Annotated in this window: 24 protein-coding genes; 15 read left to right on the top strand and 9 right to left on the bottom strand. The window is 72.5% G+C overall.

The features are described 5' to 3' along the window. Positions 1–141: 141 nt before the first annotated feature. The 4 genes from AB0K09_RS02075 (at position 142) to AB0K09_RS02060 (ending at position 3,751) form a co-directional block, all read left to right on the top strand. Positions 142–639: an ABC transporter substrate-binding protein gene (locus AB0K09_RS02075; RefSeq protein ID WP_366063294.1), complete on the top strand. Its 498-nt coding sequence runs from the start codon at positions 142–144 to the stop codon at positions 637–639. A gap of 61 nt (positions 640–700) precedes the next feature. Continuing rightward, entirely contained in the window at positions 701–1,675 is a 975-nt protein-coding gene (locus AB0K09_RS02070; RefSeq protein WP_366063283.1) for an asparaginase, read from the top strand. A gap of 141 nt (positions 1,676–1,816) precedes the next feature. Continuing rightward, complete coding sequence (locus tag AB0K09_RS02065) at positions 1,817–3,058, top strand: GNAT family N-acetyltransferase (protein WP_366063282.1); 1,242 nt, start codon at positions 1,817–1,819, stop codon at positions 3,056–3,058. Between the two features lie 90 nt (positions 3,059–3,148). Next, positions 3,149–3,751: an NAD(P)H-dependent oxidoreductase gene (locus tag AB0K09_RS02060; RefSeq protein WP_366063281.1), complete on the top strand. Its 603-nt coding sequence runs from the start codon at positions 3,149–3,151 to the stop codon at positions 3,749–3,751. Between the two features lie 108 nt (positions 3,752–3,859). Here AB0K09_RS02060 and AB0K09_RS02055 read toward each other — a convergent pair whose 3' ends face one another. Beyond that, complete coding sequence (locus tag AB0K09_RS02055) at positions 3,860–4,267, bottom strand: VOC family protein (RefSeq protein WP_366063280.1); 408 nt, start codon at positions 4,265–4,267, stop codon at positions 3,860–3,862. Positions 4,268–4,316: 49 nt separating this feature from the next. After that, a complete protein-coding gene (locus AB0K09_RS02050; protein ID WP_366063279.1) occupies positions 4,317–4,730 on the bottom strand; it encodes an AraC family transcriptional regulator in 414 nt (137 codons plus the stop codon). A 192-nt stretch (positions 4,731–4,922) separates the two neighbouring features. Between AB0K09_RS02050 and AB0K09_RS02045 the strand changes: the two genes are divergently transcribed. Further along, positions 4,923–5,720, top strand: a complete 798-nt coding sequence (locus tag AB0K09_RS02045) for a putative protein N(5)-glutamine methyltransferase (RefSeq protein WP_366063278.1) — start codon at positions 4,923–4,925, stop codon at positions 5,718–5,720. Positions 5,721–5,749: 29 nt separating this feature from the next. On the opposite strand, the gene sigJ is transcribed toward AB0K09_RS02045, so the two are convergent. The 3 genes from sigJ to AB0K09_RS02030 form a co-directional block, all read right to left on the bottom strand. Beyond that, a complete protein-coding gene (gene sigJ / locus AB0K09_RS02040) occupies positions 5,750–6,640 on the bottom strand; it encodes an RNA polymerase sigma factor SigJ (RefSeq protein ID WP_366063277.1) in 891 nt (296 codons plus the stop codon). A gap of 34 nt (positions 6,641–6,674) precedes the next feature. After that, the gene (locus tag AB0K09_RS02035) at positions 6,675–7,511 is read right to left on the bottom strand and encodes an NAD(P)H-binding protein (RefSeq protein WP_366063276.1); all 837 of its coding nucleotides are present in this window, start codon (positions 7,509–7,511) and stop codon (positions 6,675–6,677) included. 125 nt (positions 7,512–7,636) lie between these two features. Next, the gene (locus AB0K09_RS02030; protein ID WP_366063275.1) at positions 7,637–8,080 is read right to left on the bottom strand and encodes a helix-turn-helix domain-containing protein; all 444 of its coding nucleotides are present in this window, start codon (positions 8,078–8,080) and stop codon (positions 7,637–7,639) included. A 70-nt stretch (positions 8,081–8,150) separates the two neighbouring features. On the opposite strand from AB0K09_RS02030, the gene AB0K09_RS02025 reads away from it, so the two are divergent. Together AB0K09_RS02025 and AB0K09_RS02020 are read left to right on the top strand one after the other, a co-directional pair. Then, positions 8,151–8,972: an NAD(P)H-binding protein gene (locus AB0K09_RS02025; RefSeq protein ID WP_366063274.1), complete on the top strand. Its 822-nt coding sequence runs from the start codon at positions 8,151–8,153 to the stop codon at positions 8,970–8,972. A 47-nt stretch (positions 8,973–9,019) separates the two neighbouring features. Beyond that, complete coding sequence (locus tag AB0K09_RS02020) at positions 9,020–9,553, top strand: GNAT family N-acetyltransferase (protein ID WP_366063273.1); 534 nt, start codon at positions 9,020–9,022, stop codon at positions 9,551–9,553. A gap of 17 nt (positions 9,554–9,570) precedes the next feature. Here the strand turns inward: AB0K09_RS02020 and AB0K09_RS02015 are convergent, their stop codons facing one another. Further along, a complete protein-coding gene (locus AB0K09_RS02015; protein ID WP_366063272.1) occupies positions 9,571–10,365 on the bottom strand; it encodes an alpha/beta fold hydrolase in 795 nt (264 codons plus the stop codon). An 86-nt stretch (positions 10,366–10,451) separates the two neighbouring features. On the opposite strand from AB0K09_RS02015, the gene AB0K09_RS02010 reads away from it, so the two are divergent. After that, positions 10,452–10,817 carry a MerR family transcriptional regulator gene (locus AB0K09_RS02010; RefSeq protein WP_366063270.1) on the top strand — a complete coding sequence of 122 codons (366 nt, stop codon included), beginning with the start codon at positions 10,452–10,454 and terminating at the stop codon, positions 10,815–10,817. A gap of 115 nt (positions 10,818–10,932) precedes the next feature. Then, positions 10,933–11,679, top strand: a complete 747-nt coding sequence (locus AB0K09_RS02005; protein WP_366063269.1) for an SDR family oxidoreductase — start codon at positions 10,933–10,935, stop codon at positions 11,677–11,679. Positions 11,680–11,839: 160 nt separating this feature from the next. Here the strand turns inward: AB0K09_RS02005 and AB0K09_RS02000 are convergent, their stop codons facing one another. Together AB0K09_RS02000 and AB0K09_RS01995 are read right to left on the bottom strand one after the other, a co-directional pair. After that, positions 11,840–12,694, bottom strand: a complete 855-nt coding sequence (locus AB0K09_RS02000) for an ABC transporter permease (protein ID WP_366063268.1) — start codon at positions 12,692–12,694, stop codon at positions 11,840–11,842. Further along, the gene (locus AB0K09_RS01995; protein ID WP_366063267.1) at positions 12,691–13,605 is read right to left on the bottom strand and encodes an ATP-binding cassette domain-containing protein; all 915 of its coding nucleotides are present in this window, start codon (positions 13,603–13,605) and stop codon (positions 12,691–12,693) included. The genes AB0K09_RS02000 and AB0K09_RS01995 overlap by 4 nt, the downstream gene beginning before the upstream one ends. Positions 13,606–13,735: 130 nt before the next feature. On the opposite strand from AB0K09_RS01995, the gene AB0K09_RS01990 reads away from it, so the two are divergent. Beyond that, positions 13,736–14,935: a sensor histidine kinase gene (locus AB0K09_RS01990; protein ID WP_366063266.1), complete on the top strand. Its 1,200-nt coding sequence runs from the start codon at positions 13,736–13,738 to the stop codon at positions 14,933–14,935. Beyond that, entirely contained in the window at positions 14,932–15,591 is a 660-nt protein-coding gene (locus tag AB0K09_RS01985) for a response regulator transcription factor (RefSeq protein ID WP_366063265.1), read from the top strand. The genes AB0K09_RS01990 and AB0K09_RS01985 overlap by 4 nt, the downstream gene beginning before the upstream one ends. A gap of 288 nt (positions 15,592–15,879) precedes the next feature. On the opposite strand, the gene AB0K09_RS01980 is transcribed toward AB0K09_RS01985, so the two are convergent. Then, positions 15,880–16,281: a PPOX class F420-dependent oxidoreductase gene (locus AB0K09_RS01980; protein ID WP_366063264.1), complete on the bottom strand. Its 402-nt coding sequence runs from the start codon at positions 16,279–16,281 to the stop codon at positions 15,880–15,882. 202 nt (positions 16,282–16,483) lie between these two features. On the opposite strand from AB0K09_RS01980, the gene AB0K09_RS01975 reads away from it, so the two are divergent. From AB0K09_RS01975 to AB0K09_RS01960, 4 genes are all read left to right on the top strand, one after another. Beyond that, positions 16,484–16,855 carry a VOC family protein gene (locus AB0K09_RS01975; protein ID WP_366063263.1) on the top strand — a complete coding sequence of 124 codons (372 nt, stop codon included), beginning with the start codon at positions 16,484–16,486 and terminating at the stop codon, positions 16,853–16,855. 298 nt (positions 16,856–17,153) lie between these two features. Beyond that, positions 17,154–18,053: a LysR family transcriptional regulator gene (locus AB0K09_RS01970; RefSeq protein WP_366063262.1), complete on the top strand. Its 900-nt coding sequence runs from the start codon at positions 17,154–17,156 to the stop codon at positions 18,051–18,053. A 171-nt stretch (positions 18,054–18,224) separates the two neighbouring features. Next, entirely contained in the window at positions 18,225–18,623 is a 399-nt protein-coding gene (locus AB0K09_RS01965) for a helix-turn-helix transcriptional regulator (RefSeq protein ID WP_366063261.1), read from the top strand. A gap of 32 nt (positions 18,624–18,655) precedes the next feature. Beyond that, positions 18,656–19,240, top strand: coding sequence for a hypothetical protein (locus tag AB0K09_RS01960; RefSeq protein ID WP_366063260.1), 585 nt, complete (start codon positions 18,656–18,658; stop codon positions 19,238–19,240). Positions 19,241–19,250 lie beyond the last annotated feature (10 nt).

The following is a 19,250-nucleotide window of genomic DNA, read 5'->3' as shown; positions in this document are numbered from 1 at the left end:
AGTGGCACGATGCGTGCAGGCGGTGTTTTCCGGCCGCGCACACCGCCCGAGGGGACGGAAATCGCGATGACCACACCCACCGAGGACTTCAAGAAGGCGGACACGCTGCACGCCAGACCGCCCAGCCAGCGCTCCGGCCCGATGGCGGACGTCCCCGGCCGGAGTCTGGGCGAGCTGGGCCTGCCCGAGCTGCGCGCGCTGCGGCGCGACGCCCAGCGCGAGGAGGCCGACCTCAGCTATGTGCGGCGGCTGCTCCAGGGGCGCATCGACATCGTGCGGGCCGAGCTGGCCCGCCGCACGGCCCAGGAGCAGGCCGGCGGCCTGCTGGAGCGGCTGTCGGAGATCCTCGCGGACGGCCCCTCCGCGCACCGCTCCTCCGCCCGTCATGTGACGCTGCGCACGCCGCGCAGCGAGGAGTGCCGACGGCTGGCCGAGCAGATGCTGTCCGAGGTGGGCCTGTCGGACCCCGGAGCCCGTACGGAGCGGGAGCTGCGGGAGGCGATGGCCCGCCTCGGGACGTACGAGCGGCAGGTGTCGGTGCGCCGCCAGCAGTTGCAGCGGATGGCGGACGATTGCGGTGCGGAGATCGCGCGAAGGTACCGTGAAGGAGAAGCGCAAGTAGACGACCTGCTCCTGTGAGACCCCGGTGAACGGCCGGTGACCCTGCGGAGCGGTCCGCAGCATCTCCGGAAGGCCGACGATGACGTCCTCCTCGACCCCCGCCCCTCCCCTCGGAACGTCCCCGGTCCTCGCCGAGGTCGTCCGGTCGGGCTTCGTCGAGGGCCGGCACCGGGGTTCCCTCGTGCTGCTGGCGGCCGACGGCTCCGTCGAGCTGGCGCTCGGCGACATCGCCGCCCCCGTCTTCCCGCGCTCCGCGAACAAGCCCATGCAGGCCGCGGCCGTCCTGCGTGCCGGGCTGGAGCTGTCCGGCGAGCGGCTGGCGCTCGCGGCGGCCAGCCACTCCGGCGAAACGTTCCATCTGGAACTGGTCCGCAAGATGATCGCCGAGTTCGGCCTCCACGACGGCCATCTGCAGACCCCGCCGGACCTGCCGTACGACCCGGTCGAGGCCGAGGCGTACCTGGCCTCCGGGCAGGTGCGCGACCGGGTCACGATGAACTGCTCCGGCAAGCACGCCGCCATGATCGCCGCCTGTGCGCTGAACGGCTGGCCGGTGGAGTCGTACCTCGACCCCGGCCACCCGCTCCAGCGGCTCGTGCTGGAGGTCGTCGAGGAAGCGGCCGGCGAGCGTGTCGCGCACGTCGGCACGGACGGCTGCGGCGCCCCGCTCATGGCGCTGTCCCTGACCGGTCTGGCCCGCGCCTTCCGCGGCTTCGTCCTCGCCGAGCCCGGCACGGCCGAGCGGGCGGTGGCGGACGCGATGCGCGCCCACCCCGAGTACGTGGCCGGCACCCGCCGCCCCGACACCTGGCTGATGCGCGAGATGCCGGGCGTCCTGGCGAAGATGGGCGCCGAGGCGGTCCAGGCGGTGGCCCTGCCGGACGGCCGTGCGCTCGCCTTCAAGATCGACGACGGTGCCGGTCGCGCCACGGGGCCCGTGCTGGCCCGCGCGCTCCAGCTGCTGGGCGTCGACTCGCCCGTGCTCGCCCGTATCGGCGAGGCCCCGCTGCTCGGCGGCGGCCTGCGGGTCGGCGAGATACGCGTGGCGTTCTGACCCCCGTGGCGGGCCGGCCGCCGGTGGCCCCCGGCGCGCGGAGCCCGCACATCCGCGCGCTGGCGTGAGAACCTCGCGCACGCCGTGAGAGCAGCGAAAAACCGGGTGCGACTCACGAGGCGCGCTGCCTAGCGTCGGTCCATGAACATCCAGGTCCGCAGCATCGACGACACCGATCTCCCCGAGTGGGTCCGCGCCCTGTACACCGGCTTCCTGATGCCGCCCGCGGCCACCAAGGAAGAGATCGAACTGCGCGGCTCGAACATGGACTTCGCCCGCACCCAGGGCGTCTTCGACGCCGGCCGCTGCGTGGGCACGCTGCGCAGCTTCGAGCAGCGGCTGAGCCTGCCCGGCGGCGCGTCGGTGACGGTCGACGCGCTGTCGAACGTCACCGTCTCCCCCACGCACCGGCGGCGCGGACTGCTCGGCCGCATGATGGAGCGGGACATCCGCGCCGCCAAGGAGCGCGGCGACGCCGCCGCCACGCTGATATCCGCCGAGTACCCGATATACGGCCGGTTCGGCTTCGGCCCCGCGACCTGGACGACGCAGTGGGAGATCGACGCGTCCCGCGCCGGGCTCGACCCGCGCCACTCCGGCCCGGAGGACGGCGGCAGCGTCGAGCTCGTCGACGGCGCCTGCGTGCGCGAGCTCGGCCCTGCCCTGCACGAGCGGCTGCGGACCGTCCGGCACGGCGCCGTCGACCGCACCGAGCGCTGGTGGCGGACGGCCACGGGCGAGATCCCCCGCCCCGGCCTGACCTGGCGCGAGCCCTTCTACGCCCTCTACCGCGCCCCCGACGGCACGCCCGAGGGCCTCGTCACCTACACCGCCGACGACCGCTGGGAGGCCAAGCGCCCCCTCAACACCGCGACCGTCACCGACCTGGTGGCCGTCACCCCCGTCGCCGAGCGGGCCCTGTGGCACTTCCTCCTGTCCATCGACTGGATCCGGACGGTCGACAGCGGCCGCCGCGCCCCGGACGACCTGCTCCCCCTGCTCCTGCCCGACCCGCGCGCGGCCCGCGTCACCACGCACGCCGACTTCCTCTGGCTGCGCCCCCTGGACGTCCCCGCGCTGCTCACGGCCCGCACGTACGCCTGCGCGGGCTCGCTCGTCCTCGACGTGACCGACCCGCAGGGCTACGCGGCCGGGCGCTGGCTGCTGGAGGCCGGCCCGGACGGCGCGAGCTGCGTGCCCACCTCCCGCCCGGCGGAACTCGCCCTGGGCGTGGGCGAACTCGGCTCCCTCTCCCTCGGCGACGAGTCCGCGGTGCGGCTGGCCGCGCTCGGCCGGGTGCGCGAGGAGCGTCCGGGCGCGGCCGGGCAGGCGGACCTGCTGCTGCGCACGGCGCGCCGCCCCTGGTGCCCGGACATTTTCTGACGGGACTTGACCTCAAGGTTGCTTGAGGTTGGAGGCTTCTTCCCGGCACACCGCGAACGCCCGCGAACACCCGAGAAGGAGCCTCCCACCATGTCCACGACTCTGACCTCCCCCTACCGCCTGGCCGTCATCGTCGCCTCCACCCGGGACGGCCGGTTCGGCCCCACGGTCGCGAACTGGCTCGGCACACAGCTCGACCTGCGCGACGACGTCGACGTGGACGTCATCGACCTCGCCGACCACCCGCTCTCGATGAACCTGAGCAGCGAGCCGGGCCCCGAGGACGCGGCCGCGCTGGCCGCCGTGACCCCGCGCCTGGAGCAGGCGGACGCGTACATCGTCATCACGCCGGAGTACAACCACAGTTACCCCGCGACGCTCAAGAACCTCATCGACCGTCATTACACGCAGTGGCGTGCCAAGCCGGTCGCCTTCGTCTCGTACGGCGGCCTCTCCGGTGGTCTGCGCGCGGTCGAGCACCTGCGGCCGGTCTTCGCGGAGCTGCACGCGGTGACGATCCGCGAGACGATCAGCCTCCACAACCCCTGGGGCGCCTTCGACGCGAACGGCCGCCACCTCGACGACTCGGCCGGCACCGCGGCCGAGAACGCGGCCAAGACCCTCCTGGACCAGCTGGCCTGGTGGGCCCTGTCCCTGCGCGAGGCCCGCGCGGCGCGGCCGTACGGCCAGTGAGTCACTCCGTTGAGGCGGACGTTCGAGGACGCGGACGACCTCGACCGCGCCCAGAACGATCTTCTGCCTGACCAGGACGGTAGCCCGTGAAGGGCCCCGTGGGGGCGGCTACTTCGGCTGGGTGAAGCGGATGCGGTTCCCGAACGGGTCGCGCAGCCCGCAGTCGATCCCGTACGGCCGCTCGGTCGGCGGCTCGGTGAACTCGACGCCGCGCGCCAGCAGCGTCTCGTAGGTCGCGTGGCAGTCCTCGGTGGTGAAGATGAGCCAGCCGGCCATCGCCCCCTTGGTCACCAGGTCACGGACCTGCGCGGCCGTCTCCTCGGACAGCGCCGGGGCGCCCGGCTTCTCCAGCAGGATCTGCCGGCCCGGCTCGCCGGGCACACCGACGGTCAGCCAGCGCATGAAGCCGAGGGGGATGTCGGCGACGACCTCCAGGCCGAGCTTGCCGACGTAGAAGTCGAGGGCCTCGTCCTGGTCGAGGACGTAGATCTGCGAGTGCGTGATGGCGTTGAACATGTCCCCAACCCTAGGGTCGGGGGTGGCGCGAGAACTTCTCCGAAACTGCTCAGCCGCGTGGCCGTGTCCACGCCATCGCGAAGCAGGTCGGAACGCCCGCCTCCGGCGCGCTCCGCCGGTACGCCCTCGGGGACTCCCCCACGATGTCGCGGAACGTCCGGCTGAACGTGCCGAGGCTGGAGAAGCCGACGTCGAAGCAGATGTCCGTCACGCTGCGGCCCGTCTCCCGCAGCAGGAACATCGCCCGTTCGACCCGGCGGCGCTGGAGGTAGCGGTGCGGCGTCTCGCCGAACGTGGCGCGGAAGACCCGGGTGAAGTGCGCCGGCGAGACATGGGCGATCGCCGCCAGGGCGGGCACGTCCAGCGGCTGGGCGTAGGCGCGGTCCATGGCGTCCCGGGCGCGCAGCATCCGGCGGTTGGAGTCCTCCGTGTCCCGGCGCGCGCGGTCGGATGCGTTGGCCATGTGCGCATCATCGCACCCATGACACCGAAGCCGTGATCGGCTACTGTGTGCCGCCTCAGGCAGTGAACGACCGAGGAGGTGAGCCCCATTACCGCTGTGGCAGACCGGGTGCTCCCGTCCCGCGGTCGTACGCACGCGTCTGCGTGACCTGACCGCTGGAGCGCCCTTCGGTATCCGAAAGGCCCTCACCTCATGTCGGCTCCGACATCCCTCACCTCCCCCTCCTCGCTCTCCACCGTCGTCCCGGCCCTGCGCGCCGCCGGCTGCGTCTTCGCCGAGGAGGAGGCCGAGCTGCTCCTCTCGGCCGCACGCACCCCGGACGAACTCGACATCATGGTGGACCGGCGCGTCGCCGGACATCCCCTCGAACACGTCCTCGGCTGGGCCGAGTTCCGGGGGCTGCGCGTCGCGGTCGACGCCGGGGTCTTCGTGCCCCGGCGCCGTACCGAGTTCCTCGCCGAGCAGGCCATCGCGCTCGCCCGGCCCGGCGCGGTGGTCGTCGACCTGTGCTGCGGCTCGGGCGCGGTGGGCGCCGCGCTGCTCGCGGCCCTCGGCACGGTCGAGCTCCACGCCGCCGACATCGACCCCGCCGCCGTGCGCTGCGCCCGCCGCAACCTCGGCGGCGACGGCCGTGTGTACGAGGGCGACCTGTACGCCCCGCTGCCCGCCCGGCTGCGGGGGCGCGTCGACGTCATCGTGGCCAACGCGCCGTACGTGCCCACCGCGTCCATCGACCTGCTGCCGCCCGAGGCCCGCGACCACGAGCCGCGGGTCGCGCTGGACGGCGGCGCGGACGGCCTCGACCTCCAGCGCCGGGTGACCGCCGGTGCGCTCGCCTGGCTGGCGCCGGACGGCCGGCTGCTGGTCGAGACCAGCGAGCGGCAGGCGCCGCGCACGGTCGGGACCTTCGCGCGCGGCGGGCTGCTCCCCCGCGTCGTGACCTGCGACGACCTGGACGCCACGGTCGTCATCGGCACACGACGCGGGTGACCGCTCCGAAGTCGCCTCTCAGTCGCCTCTCAGTCGCCGAGCATCGTCAGGTCGAGCCCGCGCAGGCGCTCCGCGTCCGCGAGGATGTCGATCTGGACGATCTTCCCGCCGCTGACGGTGAATCCCATGACCGACACCGGCCGGCCCTCCAGCGCCGCGACGATCCCCACGGCACCGTTGACCAGCGCCGGCCGGGCCTGCTGGGAGGCGCGCCGGAAGCTGAGGGCCTGGCCGGCCACGGCCGCCGCGCCCCGGACCACCTTCAGCGCCCCGCCGGCGGCCACGCCGGTGTCGGCGTGCAGGACGACGTCCGGGTCGAGGACGGCCAGCAACGCGTCGAAGTCGCCGCCCCGGGCGGCGGCGAGGAAGGCGTCCACGACCTCCCGCTGCCGCGCCAGATCCGCGTCCGGCGCGGGCGCCGCGCCCTGCACCCGGCGCCGCGCCCGGCTGGCCAGCTGCCGCGCCGCCGCCGAGCTGCGCCCGACCACGGGCGCGATCTCGTCGAACGGCACGGCGAACATGTCGTGCAGCACGAACGTCAGGCGCTCGGCGGGAGCCAGCGTCTCCAGCACGACCAGCAGCGCCAGCCCGACCGAGTCGGCCAGCAGCGCCTCGTGCTCCGGGTCGAGCGCCTCGGCGTCCGGCCGCCCGATGATCGGATCCGGCAGTCGCGCGTCCAGCGACTCCTCGCCCCGCGAGGCGCGCGAGCGCAGCATGTCCAGGCACACCCGGCCGACGACGGTGGTCAGCCAGCCGCCCAGGTTCTCCACGGCCCCGGCGTCGGCCCGGCTCAGCCGCAGCCACGCCTCCTGCACGGCGTCGTCGGCCTCGCTGAGCGACCCGAGCATCCGGTAGGCCACCGCCCGCAGATGGCCGCGGTGGGCCTCGAAGCGGTTCGCCAGGAATTCCTTCTCGTCCACCGGCCACATTCTCCCTGAACAGCCGTCACATCCGTCACTCCTGTGACGTACGGGACGGGACGGATGTGACAGCGCCCGTGACCGCGCCCGTGACCGCGCCCGTGTGCTCCGCCAGGAAGGCCTCCCAGGTCCGCCCGCCCGTCTCGACCCCGTCGAGGGAGAGGTTCTCTCCGGCCCGGTACGCGCGGCCGGCCTTCCCCGGCATGCGGACCGGCATCATCGGCCGGCTCCTGCCGCAGGTCTCCAGGTAGCCGCGGACGAGCTCGGCCAGCCCGTACACCGCCGGGCCGGCCAGGTCGGGCACCGGGCCGGCCGGTTCGCCGAGCGTCAGCTCCACGAGCCGCGCCGCCACGTCGCGGGAGTCGACCGGCTGGAAGCGCAGCCCGCCCGGCACCGGAACCACCGGCAGCTTCGCCATCTTCCGCACCACCGTCAGGACCAGATCGTGGAACTGGGCGGCGCGCAGCGTCGTCCATGCCAGCCCCGACTCGGCGACGGCCCGCTCCGCGCCCAGCTTGGACCGGAAGTAACCGAGCGGCACCCGGTCCGCCCCGATGACCGAGATGTACACGAGGTGCCGCACCCCGGCCCGGGACGCGGCCCGCACGAGATTCCGGGTCGCCTCGTCGTCGCCCTTGGCCCCGCCCGCCAGATGCAGGACGATCTCCGCGCCGTCCACCGCCGGCTCGATCCCCTCGCCCTTGAGCAGATCGCCGGTGACGTACTCGACGCCGCCCGAGCCCGGCTGCCGCGCGCCGTGCCGGCTGAGCACGCGCACCTCGCGACCGGCGTCCCGCAGGAGCGGCACGACATGCCGCCCCAGCGTGCCCGTACCACCGGTGACCAGGAGGGGTGACGTCGTGGCGCTCATGGCTGCTTCTCCGTCTTCGTTCGCGCTGTGGATCGGACCTGTTGACCGGGCCTGCTGATTCGGCCCTCACCCTCATGACTGTCCGGAACCGGGAAATGTGACAGCGAACGCGGAGGGCGAACGGACTACCGGAGATCCGCCGAAGCCGTCGCCGGCTCCGCGCGGGCGGCGTCCCAGGCCTCGCGGGCGGCCGCGATGGCCGGGCGGTGGGCGATCGACCAGTCCGCCAGGGCCTTCACGAGATGGGTGAGGCTGTGTCCCAGGTCCGTCAGCTCGTACTCCACCTGGGGCGGGATGGTGGGGTACACGGTCCGCCCGACCAGCCCGTCCCGCTCCAGCCGCCGCAGGGTGAGGGTGAGCATGCGCTGCGAGACGGCCCCCGGGATGGCGCGCTGCAACTCCTTGAACCGTCTGATGCCCGAGGCCAGTTCGACCACGACGTACACCGACCACTTGTCGCCCAGCCGGTCGAGCACGTCCCGCACCCCGCACTCGTCCTGCGGGGTGTCACAGACGATCACGGGCTCGCCCGGCACGGGAGTGGTTACCTCTGTGTGCCCTGCTGACATCAATGTGCCTCCTTACGGGATCCAGGTCCCCTCCGGAAGATGGGAACACACAGCTCAGGAGGGGTATCCCATGATTCTGATCACCGGCGCCGGCGGCGCGCTCGGCGGGCTCGTCGCCGGCGAACTGGCCGGGCGGGACGACGTCGTGCTCGGCACCCGTACGCCCCGCTCCGCCGCCGAGCGGCGCGTCGACTTCGACGATCCGTCGTCGCTCGACTTCACCGGCGTGGACACGCTGCTGATCGTCTCCGCCGGCTACGGCGAGGACGACGTCGTCATCGCCCGTCACGACGCGGCGATCTCGGCGGCCGAGAAGGCGGGCGTGCGGCACGTCGTCTACACCAGCCTCAGCGGCGACGGCGACCACCTGACGTACGCGCTCGCCCACCGCTGGACCGAACGCCGCCTCGCGCGGAGCCCGCTCGCCTGGACGGTCCTGCGCAACGGGCTCTACGCCGAGTTCCTCGCCGGCATCGCCGCCCCGGGCCCCGACGGCACGATCGCGGCGCCGCTGGGCGGGGGACGGCTGGCCGCCGTCGCCCGCGCCGACCTCGCCGCGGTGGCGGCCCGGGTGGCGAGCAGACCGGAACCGCACACGGGGCGGATCCACGAGCTCGTCGGCGAGCTTCCCCTGGGCGGCGCCGACCTGGCGCGGGCGATCGGCGGCTCCTACCGGCCCGGCTCGCTCGCCGCGACCCGCGCGGCGATCACCGCGGGGGGCGAGGCGCTGCCCTATCAGGTACCGATGCTGCTCAGCACGTACTCGGCGATCGCCGGCGGCTTCCTCGACGGCGGCGGGATCGGGGACAACGCCCTGCGCACCCTCCTGGGCCGCGAGCCCCGGCCGGCCCTGGACGTGTACGCGGCCACGGTCGCCGCGGCACGGGGATAGCCCGCCCCCGGTTGCCCGACGTCCTACGGGCACACCACCATGCGGGGATGACCGATCACCCGCCTTCCGCGACCCCGGCGCCGACGCGGCTCGCGCGGTACACGAAGACCGAGCAGAGCGAGATCCTCGGCGACGGCGACGATCCCTTCGGCGTCGCGGACGCCGGTCTGACATGGCTGCCCAAGGAGGACCACTTCGGCATCAGGCTGGAGGGCCGCCTCGTGGCCCACGCGGGCCTGCTGCGGCTGCCCGTGTCGATCGGGGGCACCGCCACGGAGGTGATGGGAGTCGGCGGAGTGGCCGTCGCCCCCGATGTGCGGGGCCGCGGGCTGGCCCGGCTGGTCGTGGCGGCGGCCCTGGATCACGCGCGGACGACGGGGCCGCGGTACGGGCTCCTCTTCTGCCGGCCTCCGCTCGTGCCCCTCTACCGGCGGCTCGGCTGGCGGGCCCTGGAGGGGGACGTCCGCGTCGAGCAACCCGCGGGACCCGTCGTCATGCCGTTGCGGACGATGTGGACGCCGTTGCGCGAGGGCGCGGAATGGCCGGCGGGCGAGGTGCGGCTGCTGTCGTTCCCCATGTGACCGGTCCGGACGCCCCCTCAGCCACGGTGGTCGCGGAGGAAGTCCCGGATGAGGGCGCCCCACTCCGCGGGCCGTTCGACGAAGGGAAGGTGCCCGGTGGCGATCTCGGCGTACCGCGCCGCGGGGATGCCGTCGGCGAGCTGCCGGTGGTGGTACGGGGTGACGAGCTGATCGAGCGTGGTGGAGACGACGAGGGCCGGCACGGTCAGCGCGGCCAGGTCGGCGCTCACGTCGACGCCGTCGATGAGCAGGTCCAGGTGGTCCGGCGTGCCGGGCGGGACGGTGGCCGCGGCCGCCTTGAGGGCGGCGTCGAGGTCGTCCTGGGACACGGCGTCGAGGGCGGGCGCACCGAAGGCGATCAACGACGTGAAGGCCGCGAGGCGTTCGGGGTCGCCCGCCCGGACCAGGTCCCGCCACAGCCGGGCCGCCAGCAGGAACCGCGGGTTGGGGCGGGCGAAGCCGGCGGTGAGGACCAGTGCGGTGACGCGACCGGGGTGGCGGGTGGCCGCGCGCACGGCGAGCGCGGTGCCGAGCGAGTAGCCCGCGATGGCGAAGGTCTCCAGGCCCTCTTCCACAGCGGTGGCGACCAGTTCGTCGGCCAGCCCGTCCAGGGTGAGCGGACCGGCCGCGCGCGGAGTGCGGCCGGTGCCGGGGTAGTCGGGCCCGACCACGGTGTGCTGCGCGGCCAGCATGTCCATAACCGGCCCGAAGTTGGCGTCGATGCCGCCGCCGGCACCGTGCGCGAGCAGCAGGCCGGGGCCGGTGCCGCGCACCACGCGGCCGAGGCGGGAGGCGGGCAGAGCGGCGGGCATGGGTGTCTCTCCTTCGACGATGGGCATGACCGGGACGCTAAGGTCTGACACCGGTGTCAGAGTCAACGCGGTGAGGTGCAGGTCACGTGCGCATCGGGGAGATGGTCCGCCGCACCGGGGTGAGCGAGCGGCTGTTGCGCTACTACGAGGAACAGGGCCTGCTGACGCCGGCCCGGCTGCCGAGCGGCTACCGGGTCTACGGCGAGGCGGACGTACAGACGGTGCGGCGCATCCGCACCCTGCTCGCCGCCGGCCTCCCGACGGCCGTGATCGCGAGGGTCCTGCCGTGCGTGCGCGACGAGGGCACGGGCCTCGTGCCCGTGTGCCCGGAGCTGGTGGCGGAGCTGAGGCAGGAGCGCGAGCGCATCGCCCGCGCGATCGAGGACCTCCGGGCGTCGCAGGGCATGCTCGACGCGGTCATCGCCGCAGGGCCGGCCGAGCGGCGACGGTGACGGCGGCGGCCCCGGCGACACGTCGCACGGCCGCGCCGGCCGCCCCCGGCCCCGGAGATCGGGTATCCAGGTGTACGTCCGGGGGGAGCGACCGGCTCACGAAGGCAGGCACACCATGAAGATCACCGTCATCGGCGGTACCGGTTTCATCGGCTCCCGGCTCGTCACCGAGCTCCGGAACGCGGGTCACGAGGCGGTCCCCGCGTCGCCGTCCTCGGGCGTGGACCTGCTCACCGGCGCCGGCCTGGACGAGGCGCTCGCCGGCGCCCACACGGTCGTCAACGTGAGCAACTCCCCCACCTTCGACGACCGGTCCCTCGCCTTCTTCCGCACCACCGTCGGCAACCTGCTCGCCGCGGGCGAGCGGGCCGGGGTGGGCCACCAGGTCGCCCTGTCGATCGTCGGCGTCGACCGGGTCCCAGGACTGGACTACTACCGCGCCAAGGTGCTCCAGGAGGACCTGCTGCGCGGCGGCCCCACCCCGTACTCGATCGTGCGCGCCACCCAGTTCTTCGAGTTCATGGACCCCACGATCGCCATGACCGCCGACGACAACGCCGTCCGCCTGCCGGCCACCCCCGTCCAGCCGATCGCCGGCGCCGACGTCGTCGACGCCCTGGCCGGCGTCGCCACCTCGGCGCCCCTGAACGGGACCCTCGACATCGCCGGCCCCGACGTCTTCACGCTGGACGAGCTCGCCCGCATCACCCTGGCCGCACGCAAGGACGAGCGCCCCGTCATCACCGACGACCGGGCCGGCATGTTCGCCGCCGTCGAGGGCGACGTCCTCACCGCGGGCCCCGACGCCCGGCTGGCACCCACCCACTACCGGGACTGGCTCGCCACGACCCTCGCCGGCTGAGCGGGACCTACGCCGCGAAGCCGTTCACCCGCTCCGGGGCGACCCGGACGATCAGCGGGCGCTCCGTCTCCTTCTCGTGCGGCGGGTCCTCGCCCGGACAGCGCTGCGCGAGCCGCTTCGAATGGCCACCAGTAAGGAGCAGGTACTGATCCTGGCCGCCTCACACGTCGCGGCGGGACGGGACCACCACGGCGAGCAGGATCCCGATCAAGGACCAGGCGGCGTAGACGGTCCAGGCTCCGGCCACGGTCGTCGGGAACGCGTAGTGGGCCCACGCGGCGCCGTCGCCCTCCATCAGGTGCGTCCACGCGTAGTGGGGCATGGTGTGGCCGATGACGGCCGTCCAGTAGTGGTCGCCGCTGAGGCTGATCGGCAGCATCAGCAGGACGGCGACGCTGGTGACGATGGTGGTCGCGCTGTGCCGGATGATCGCCCCCAGGCCCATCCCCACCAGCGCCGAGACCGGTGCGAGGAGCGCGGCCCCGGCCATGGCGCGCATCTCGCCGGGGTCAGTGATCGACATCCCGGTATGGCGTCCCGACAGGACCGCCTGGGTCAGGAAGAACGACGCTCCGGCGGACAGGACACCGAACCCGGTGGTGACGACCGCGACGACCACCACCTTGGCCGCCATGACGGAGCGGCGGGCGGGTACGGCGGCGAAGGTCGTACGGATCAGGCCGGTGCCGTACTCGCTGGTGACGGTGAGCGCGCCGATGGCGCTGATCGCCAGGATCACACCGTTCCCGGCGAAGTTGGTGAACGCGTCACGCAATGCCCAGCTGGGAATGAATCCGGCCCTCGTGTCCGCGTCGTAGTCCGGCCAGTTCCTGTAGTCGGCGTACGCGGCATTCACGTTGAAAAGGATGATCGCCAACGCCGCGGCCGCGAAGGCCCACACCGTCGAACGCAGCGACCACAGCTTGATCCACTCGGCGGAGACCAGGTCGCGGAATCCGGCGGGGTGTTCGTCGACCGACACGTCGACCGGTACGTCATGCGCTGCGGTCGTCACCGGGATTCTCCTGCTCCTGCGAGGTATTCGACGCTGTCCGCGGTCAGTTGCATGAAGGCGTCTTCCAGCGTGGCGTTCCGGGCCCCCAGTTCGTGCAGGGGAACGCGGTGACGGAAGGCGATCTCCCCCACCTGGGCGGCCGTGAGGCCGGTCACCGTGAGCCGCGTGCCGTCCGCCTGCACGGTGGCGCCCCCGGCGCTCAGTACGGCGGTGAGCGCGGACGGGTCGGGGGTGTCCACCGTCACGCCCGGCCGGGTGCCCCTGGAGGCGAATTCCGCCACGCTCTCGTCGGCGATCAGGCGGCCTCGGCCTATGACGACGAGGTGGTCGGCAGTTGCTGCCATCTCGCTCATCAGGTGGCTGGAGACGAATACGGTGCGGCCGTCGGCGGCGAGCCGGCGGAACAGGCCGCGGACCCACATCACACCCTCCGGGTCCAGGCCGTTGAGCGGCTCGTCGAAGAGCAGGACCGGCGGGTCGCCGAGCAGGGCGGTGGCGATGCCGAGGCGCTGGCGCATGCCGAGCGAGTACCCGCCGATCCGGCGGCCCGCGGCAGCGGTCAGTCCGACCTCGCGGAGCACCGCGTCCACCCGGGTGCGCGGGATGCGGTTGCTGACGGCGAGCGCGGTCAGATGGGCGCGGGCGCTGCGCCCGCCGTGGAGGTCGCCCGCGTCGAGGAGGGCGCCGACGTGGCGCATCCCGCGCGGCAGGTCGCGGAGCGAGCGGCCGTTGATGGTGACGCTGCCGCTGGTCGGCTCGTTCAGCCCCAGGACCATCCGCAGCGTGGTGCTCTTGCCCGCGCCGTTGGGGCCGAGGAATCCGGTGACAAGGCCGGGCCGCACGGTGAAGGTGAGCCCGTTGACGGCAGTCGTGCTGCCGTAGCGCTTCGTTAGTCCGTTGACTTCGATCACGTTCCGATGGTTCGGCAGTCGGCCGCCGCGCACATCAAACAGACGGCCGACTTTGTCCGCACCGCTGTCGACCACGGGTGTACAACCATGGCTCGACGCCCCTCGACGGGCCCACGGTTACGATCACCGCATGTCCGCCACGCCACCCGTTCCGCTGCTCAAGCGCCTGACGCCGGGCGCATGGACGGCGCTGACCTGGTGCGCGGCCACGGCTTACTCCACCCTTCTGTACGTCAGGCTGCCCCATGCGCATGGGGAGCCGCCGGCCTCCCATGTCGACCCCTTGCGGTACGCGCTGATCAGCGGCGTCGCCAGCGCCCTGGCGCTGATCGCCTGCGCGCTGCTGCGCCGTCGGCCGCTGCCGGCCCTGGCGCTGCTGCTGGGCGGTTCGGTCACCGCCTCGACGACGGTGAGCGTGGCGGACATCCCACTGGCACAGTTCCTGGCCTTCGATGTCGCGCTCGGCTGCATCACCGCCACACGGCCGCGCCGCACGGGTCGCGCCGCCGCAGGCATGGCCCTGGCGGTGATGGCCGGCTACGTGCTCGTCCGTCTGCTGCTCGGGGCGAGTCCTGGAGCGTCCGCTGTGCTGGTCATGGTCCTGGTCGCCGTTGTCGCCTGGCTGACGGGGCGTTCGGTACGCGAGGACCGGCGGCATGCCCAGGCACTGCGCGCGCAGTTGACCACCCAGGCGGTCACCGCCGAGCGGCTGCGCATCGCCCGCGAGCTGCACGACATGGTCGCGCACAGCATTGGCGTCATCGCTCTGCAGGCCGGTGCGGCCGGCCGGGTCGTCGAAACCCAGCCGGCGGCGGCCCGTGGCGCGCTGCGAGCGATCGAGTCCGCCGGCCGGGAGACACTCGCGGGCCTGCGCCGGATGCTCGGCGCGCTGCGCCAGGCGGAGCCCGGGCAGCAGGCGGAGGCGGCGCCGTTCGACCCGGCACCCGGCCTCGCGGACATCGACCGGCTGGCCGAGCGGACGACGGAGGCCGGGGTACGGGTCGACGTGCACTGGCGAAGCGAGCGGCGGCAGCTGCCCCCCGAGATCGACATGTCCGCCTACCGGATCATTCAGGAGGCGGTCACCAATGTGGTGCGTCATGCCGGGGCCGACTCCTGCCAGGTGTTCATCGATTGCCAGGACGCCGAACTCTCCATCGAGGTCCTGGACAACGGACCCGGTCGCGCCAACAGCCCGGGCTCCGGATACGGGCTCATCGGCATGCGCGAACGAGTCGGCCTGCTGCACGGTGACTTCCGTGCCGAATCACGCCCCGAAGGGGGCTTCCGGGTCACCGCCCGCCTCCCCGTTCCGTCAGGAATCTCATGACCATCCGTGTCCTGCTCGCCGACGACCAGCCGCTCATCCGGACCGCGCTCCAGATGGTCATCACCGACTCCCCCGACATCGAGGTCGTCGCGGAGGCCGGGACCGGCGCCGAGGCGGTCGAACTGGCCGTGGGCGCCGGGCCCGACGTCGTCGTGATGGACATCCGCATGCCCGGCATGGACGGCATCGAGGCGACCCGTCGGATCGTCGCGGGTCCGAGTACCGCGCATGTCCTCGTGCTGACCACCTTCGACGACGACGAATCCGTCTACGGGGCACTACGCGCCGGCGCGGCCGGGTTCCTCGTCAAGGACATGGCGGTGGACGACATCCTCGCGGCGATCCGGGTGGTCGCCGCGGGCGACGCGCTGATCGCTCCCAGCGTGACCCGCCGCTTGATCAGGGACTTCGCCGGCCGTCCCACCCCGGCGACCAGGAAGCGAGGCGCACTGGCCGCCATCACCGACCGCGAACGCGAAGTGCTGGGCCTCGTCGGCACGGGCCTGTCCAACAGCGAGATCGCGGCCCATTTGCGCATCAGCGTCGCGACCGCCAAGACGTACGTGACCCGCCTGCTGTCGAAACTCGACGCCCGCGACCGGGTCCAGCTGGTCATCATCGCCTATGAGAGCGGGCTGGTGGAGCTTCGGCGTTGAGCGTGTCCTGTCCCGGACAAGTGCGGGCAGGGTGAGGCGCTGACCTGCGGTGCTGAGAGTTGTCCGGGACGTGGCTGCTCGCTCTGTCCCCGGTAAGTCCGGGCATCTTGAGGCGTGACATGGGCGGCCGGCGTCAACCTCAACGACCGGGCCGGCATGTTCGCCGCCGTCGACGGCGACGCCCTCACCGCGGCCCCGACGCCCGGCTGGCACCCACCGGTTACCGGAACTGGCTCGAAACCACCCTCGCCGGCTGAGCACTTCGGCCCACGCAGCCGGTCCCGGGCCCTACACCGAGAAGCCGTTCACCCGCTCCGGGGTGACCCTGACGATCAGCCGGGTCTCCGTCTCCTTCTCGTGCGGCGGGTCCTCGCCCAGGTAGCGCTGCGAGAGCCGCTTCGGCAGTGCCTTGTCCGGGTCGGGCAGCAACTCGGCGGTGCCCCGGATCTCGGCCGAGTGATACGGGTTGCCCAGATCGAAGACCGTGAGGCTGACACGGGGGTCGCGCTCGATGTTCCGGGTCTTCTTGCGGCCGGCGGTCACGGAGATGAGCACCGTGTCGCCCTCGCGCACGAACCAGACCACCGAAGTCTGCGGGCCGCCATCGGGGTTGACCGTGGCGAGGGTGGCGAAGTTCTTGCCGTCGAGGAGGCCCGCGGTGGCGGGGTCGAAGCCGTGGAATCGTGTCATGCCGGGTAACAACGGCGCACCGGCGCAACATCTTCCCCGGTGCTCGGCGATGTCCTGTCCCGGATAACTGTTGGCATGTGGAGGCCCTGACCTGCTGTGCTTACGGTTGAGTGGAACGAACGTGCTCTCCCCGTCCCGCTCATCCAATAGGCAGCCGCTTGCATGGCGTGCGCGGAAGTCCACTGATCGGCTCGGAGGTCTCATGCCCCTGCAGATGGAGCTGGTTGCGATAACACTGGATTGCCCTGATCCGCTGGCTCTGGCGGCGTTCTATCAGCAGGCCACCGGCCTTGAACCGCACCCGAAGTCCGACGCCGGGTTCGCCGGTCTCAATCGTGAGGACGGACTCTTCATCGGCTTCCAGCGGGTTGAGGACTACCGGGCTCCGAGTTGGCCTGACCAGATCGTGCCCCAGCAGCTTCACATCTGCTTCAGGGTCGCGGAGAGCCTGGACCAGGCCGAGGCCCGGCTGTTGGAGTTGGGTGCGGGCAAGCCGGATCACCAGCCGCATGGGGACAAGGCGCGGGTCCTCACCGATCCTGCTGGGCATCCTTTCTGCATCGTCACGCGCTGATCGGCGTTCTCGCGGCGATGAGTGTGGCTGTGCCGTCGGGGTTGCCGAGCCGATACTCGATCTCCGCTGTGTGCTCCTGTCCGGGAAATCAATGAGCCGAGAGGTGGGGCGGCCGGGGCCGGGAAGCCAGTCGGGCCCGTGGCGGGTCGGCACCCGCCCGCATCCAGGACCGCGTCCGGACCGCGGAAGAGACAGCGGGCGGGTTGCCGCCCTGGGCCCAGAACGATGATCAAACCTGGCGACACCCAAGTCAATCCACGGGTTTGCTGGGAAACACCCGAGCAGTAGCTTGGGTCTCGTGACACTTGACGATCTCCGTGTCTTTGCAGCGGCCTGCCGAACCGGTTCGCTCAGCGGTGCCGCCCGTGACCTGGGTTGTACGCAGTCGGCCGTCAGCCAGCACGTGAAGCGACTCGAGCGGGAACTGGGACTCAGCCTGCTCGAACGCCACCCGCGCGGGATTGCGCCGACCTCGGCGGGGCGGCTGCTGCACACGGCGGTGACCGAGGGCCTGGGGCGCATCGACCAGGCAGTGCACCGGATCGAGGAACTCGCCCGCGCGGAGGGCGGATCGGTACGGGTCACCACCGGTGCCACGACCGTCCGGCACTTCATGGCCGCCGCCGTGGTCGACTTCCGCCGGCGCTTCCCGCGAGCCAGCCTCGAATTCCAGACCGAGACCTCCAGCCGCGGTTGCTTCGACGCGCTCGCCGTCGGCGCGGTGGACCTCGCCTGGATCACCCTGCGGCCGGCGGGCAGCACCGTGGAGCAGCGCCCCGTCGTCCACCTGCCCTGGTCACTCGCCGTTGCGGCCGGCGACCCGCTCGCCGCCAAGTCCTTCATCGAACCCGCCGACCTGCAGGATGCCCGGCTCATCGGCCTGCCCGAGAACTCGACCGCGCGTATCCAGCTCGGCTCACGGCTCGCCGAATCGGGCATCCGGCCGATCTTCGACACCAGCGTTACCGACTGGGACACCGCGATCCTGCTGGCCGAGCTCGGGCTCGGTCACGCGGTCGTTCCGACCCTGCCCGAGTGGACCGGCCCCGGCCACCCCGACCTGCGGCTGATCCCGATCCCCGCCCTCCCCGCGCTCACCGCGGGCTGGGCCGTCCGCCGCTGGGACGCCCTCTCCCCACTGGCCCGCGCCTTCGCCGATACCGTCGCCCACCACTGCGCCCGCCAGGCCGGAAAGTGAAGCCGCAACCGGCAGGTCAACCTTCCATGCACTCACAGCGTCGCCGGTGACAACAATCCTGCCTATGCGACAACTATCGTGCCTCGGCTCAGCCGGCCGGCACGAGCGACCACACGAACAGTTGCAAGCACCTGCTTGCAAAAGTTAGCAAGCTGCGGCAGCATCGTCCGCATGGCTTCACTCAACGTCGGCAACCTCGGCGAGTACCTGCGCGAGCAGCGGCGCACCGCGCAGCTGACGCTGCGGCAGCTCGCGGATGCCGCCGGAGTGTCCAACCCGTATCTCAGCCAGATCGAGCGCGGGCTGCGGAAGCCGAGCGCGGAGATCCTCCAGCAGCTGGCGAAGGCCCTGCGGATCTCCGCGGAGACCCTGTACGTACAGGCCGGGATCCTCGACGAGCGGGACCGGGACGAGGCCGAGGTCCGCAGCGTGATCCTCGCCGATCCGTCGATCAACGAGCGGCAGAAGCAGGTGCTGCTCCAGATCTACGAGTCCTTCCGCAAGGAGAACGCGCTCGCGACGGACGAGACGGACGAGCCGGACGAAGACGACAGCAAACCCATCCGCTGATCCCTTATCCGGGAGACGGGAGACCAATCGCCATGGCGATCACCACGCAGGACATCCGCAAGGCCGCCACCGACACGGCCTACGCCACCGCCGGCGCCGCCGACCTCACGGCGGAGAAGATCGGGCAGCTTGTCGCGGAGGCGCCCGGGATCATCGAGCGGGTGCGCACGACGGACCCGAAGGCGCTGGGCGAGCGGGTGACGCAGCAGGCCAAGGAGGCCCAGGACCGGCTGACCGCGCAGTTCAACAAGATCGCGGGGAACCTGGACACCGACGCCAAGAAGCTGGGCCAGACCGTGCAGGACCTGGCTCTCCAGGGCGTCGGCCAGGCGGTCGGAGCGGCGGCCAAGGCCGGTGAGACCTTCGACAAGCTGGCCGAGCGGGGCCGCGAGGCCGTGAAGACCTGGCGCGGCGAGGCCGCCGAGGAGATCACGGAGATCGCCGTGGCCGTCGAGCCCGGGTCGGAGGCGGAGAAGAAGGACGAGCCGGCCGCCGAGGCCAAGGACGCGGACGCCAAGCCGGCCGCCGCCCGGAAGCCCGCGGCCCGCAAGCCGGCCGCCGCCCGCAAGACGGACGGCACGGGGACCACGGGCACCAAGGCGGACGACCAGGCCTGACACCCGCCGG

Origin of the sequence: Streptomyces sp. NPDC049577 (assembly GCF_040675635.1) — a bacterium.
Lineage (GTDB): Bacteria > Actinomycetota > Actinomycetes > Streptomycetales > Streptomycetaceae > Streptomyces.
Note: the sequence above shows the minus strand (reverse complement) of the source record. Positions and strands in the feature narration are given on the sequence as shown.

What these genes read in the sequence shown, in the direction of transcription:
- AB0K09_RS02075 (WP_366063294.1), top strand. Translation starts at nt 142, where the DNA reads ATGGCGGACGTCCCCGGCCGGAGTCTGGGCGAGCTGGGCCTGCCCGAG.
- AB0K09_RS02070 (WP_366063283.1), top strand. Translation starts at nt 701, where the DNA reads ATGACGTCCTCCTCGACCCCCGCCCCTCCCCTCGGAACGTCCCCGGTC.
- AB0K09_RS02065 (WP_366063282.1), top strand. Translation starts at nt 1,817, where the DNA reads ATGAACATCCAGGTCCGCAGCATCGACGACACCGATCTCCCCGAGTGG.
- AB0K09_RS02060 (WP_366063281.1), top strand. Translation starts at nt 3,149, where the DNA reads ATGTCCACGACTCTGACCTCCCCCTACCGCCTGGCCGTCATCGTCGCC.
- AB0K09_RS02055 (WP_366063280.1), bottom strand. Translation starts at nt 4,267, where the DNA reads ATGTTCAACGCCATCACGCACTCGCAGATCTACGTCCTCGACCAGGAC.
- AB0K09_RS02050 (WP_366063279.1), bottom strand. Translation starts at nt 4,730, where the DNA reads ATGGCCAACGCATCCGACCGCGCGCGCCGGGACACGGAGGACTCCAAC.
- AB0K09_RS02045 (WP_366063278.1), top strand. Translation starts at nt 4,923, where the DNA reads ATGTCGGCTCCGACATCCCTCACCTCCCCCTCCTCGCTCTCCACCGTC.
- AB0K09_RS02035 (WP_366063276.1), bottom strand. Translation starts at nt 7,511, where the DNA reads ATGAGCGCCACGACGTCACCCCTCCTGGTCACCGGTGGTACGGGCACG.
- AB0K09_RS02030 (WP_366063275.1), bottom strand. Translation starts at nt 8,080, where the DNA reads ATGTCAGCAGGGCACACAGAGGTAACCACTCCCGTGCCGGGCGAGCCC.
- AB0K09_RS02025 (WP_366063274.1), top strand. Translation starts at nt 8,151, where the DNA reads ATGATTCTGATCACCGGCGCCGGCGGCGCGCTCGGCGGGCTCGTCGCC.
- AB0K09_RS02020 (WP_366063273.1), top strand. Translation starts at nt 9,020, where the DNA reads ATGACCGATCACCCGCCTTCCGCGACCCCGGCGCCGACGCGGCTCGCG.
- AB0K09_RS02015 (WP_366063272.1), bottom strand. Translation starts at nt 10,365, where the DNA reads ATGCCCGCCGCTCTGCCCGCCTCCCGCCTCGGCCGCGTGGTGCGCGGC.
- AB0K09_RS02005 (WP_366063269.1), top strand. Translation starts at nt 10,933, where the DNA reads ATGAAGATCACCGTCATCGGCGGTACCGGTTTCATCGGCTCCCGGCTC.
- AB0K09_RS01990 (WP_366063266.1), top strand. Translation starts at nt 13,736, where the DNA reads ATGTCCGCCACGCCACCCGTTCCGCTGCTCAAGCGCCTGACGCCGGGC.
- AB0K09_RS01985 (WP_366063265.1), top strand. Translation starts at nt 14,932, where the DNA reads ATGACCATCCGTGTCCTGCTCGCCGACGACCAGCCGCTCATCCGGACC.
- AB0K09_RS01980 (WP_366063264.1), bottom strand. Translation starts at nt 16,281, where the DNA reads ATGACACGATTCCACGGCTTCGACCCCGCCACCGCGGGCCTCCTCGAC.
- AB0K09_RS01975 (WP_366063263.1), top strand. Translation starts at nt 16,484, where the DNA reads ATGCCCCTGCAGATGGAGCTGGTTGCGATAACACTGGATTGCCCTGAT.
- AB0K09_RS01965 (WP_366063261.1), top strand. Translation starts at nt 18,225, where the DNA reads ATGGCTTCACTCAACGTCGGCAACCTCGGCGAGTACCTGCGCGAGCAG.
- AB0K09_RS01960 (WP_366063260.1), top strand. Translation starts at nt 18,656, where the DNA reads ATGGCGATCACCACGCAGGACATCCGCAAGGCCGCCACCGACACGGCC.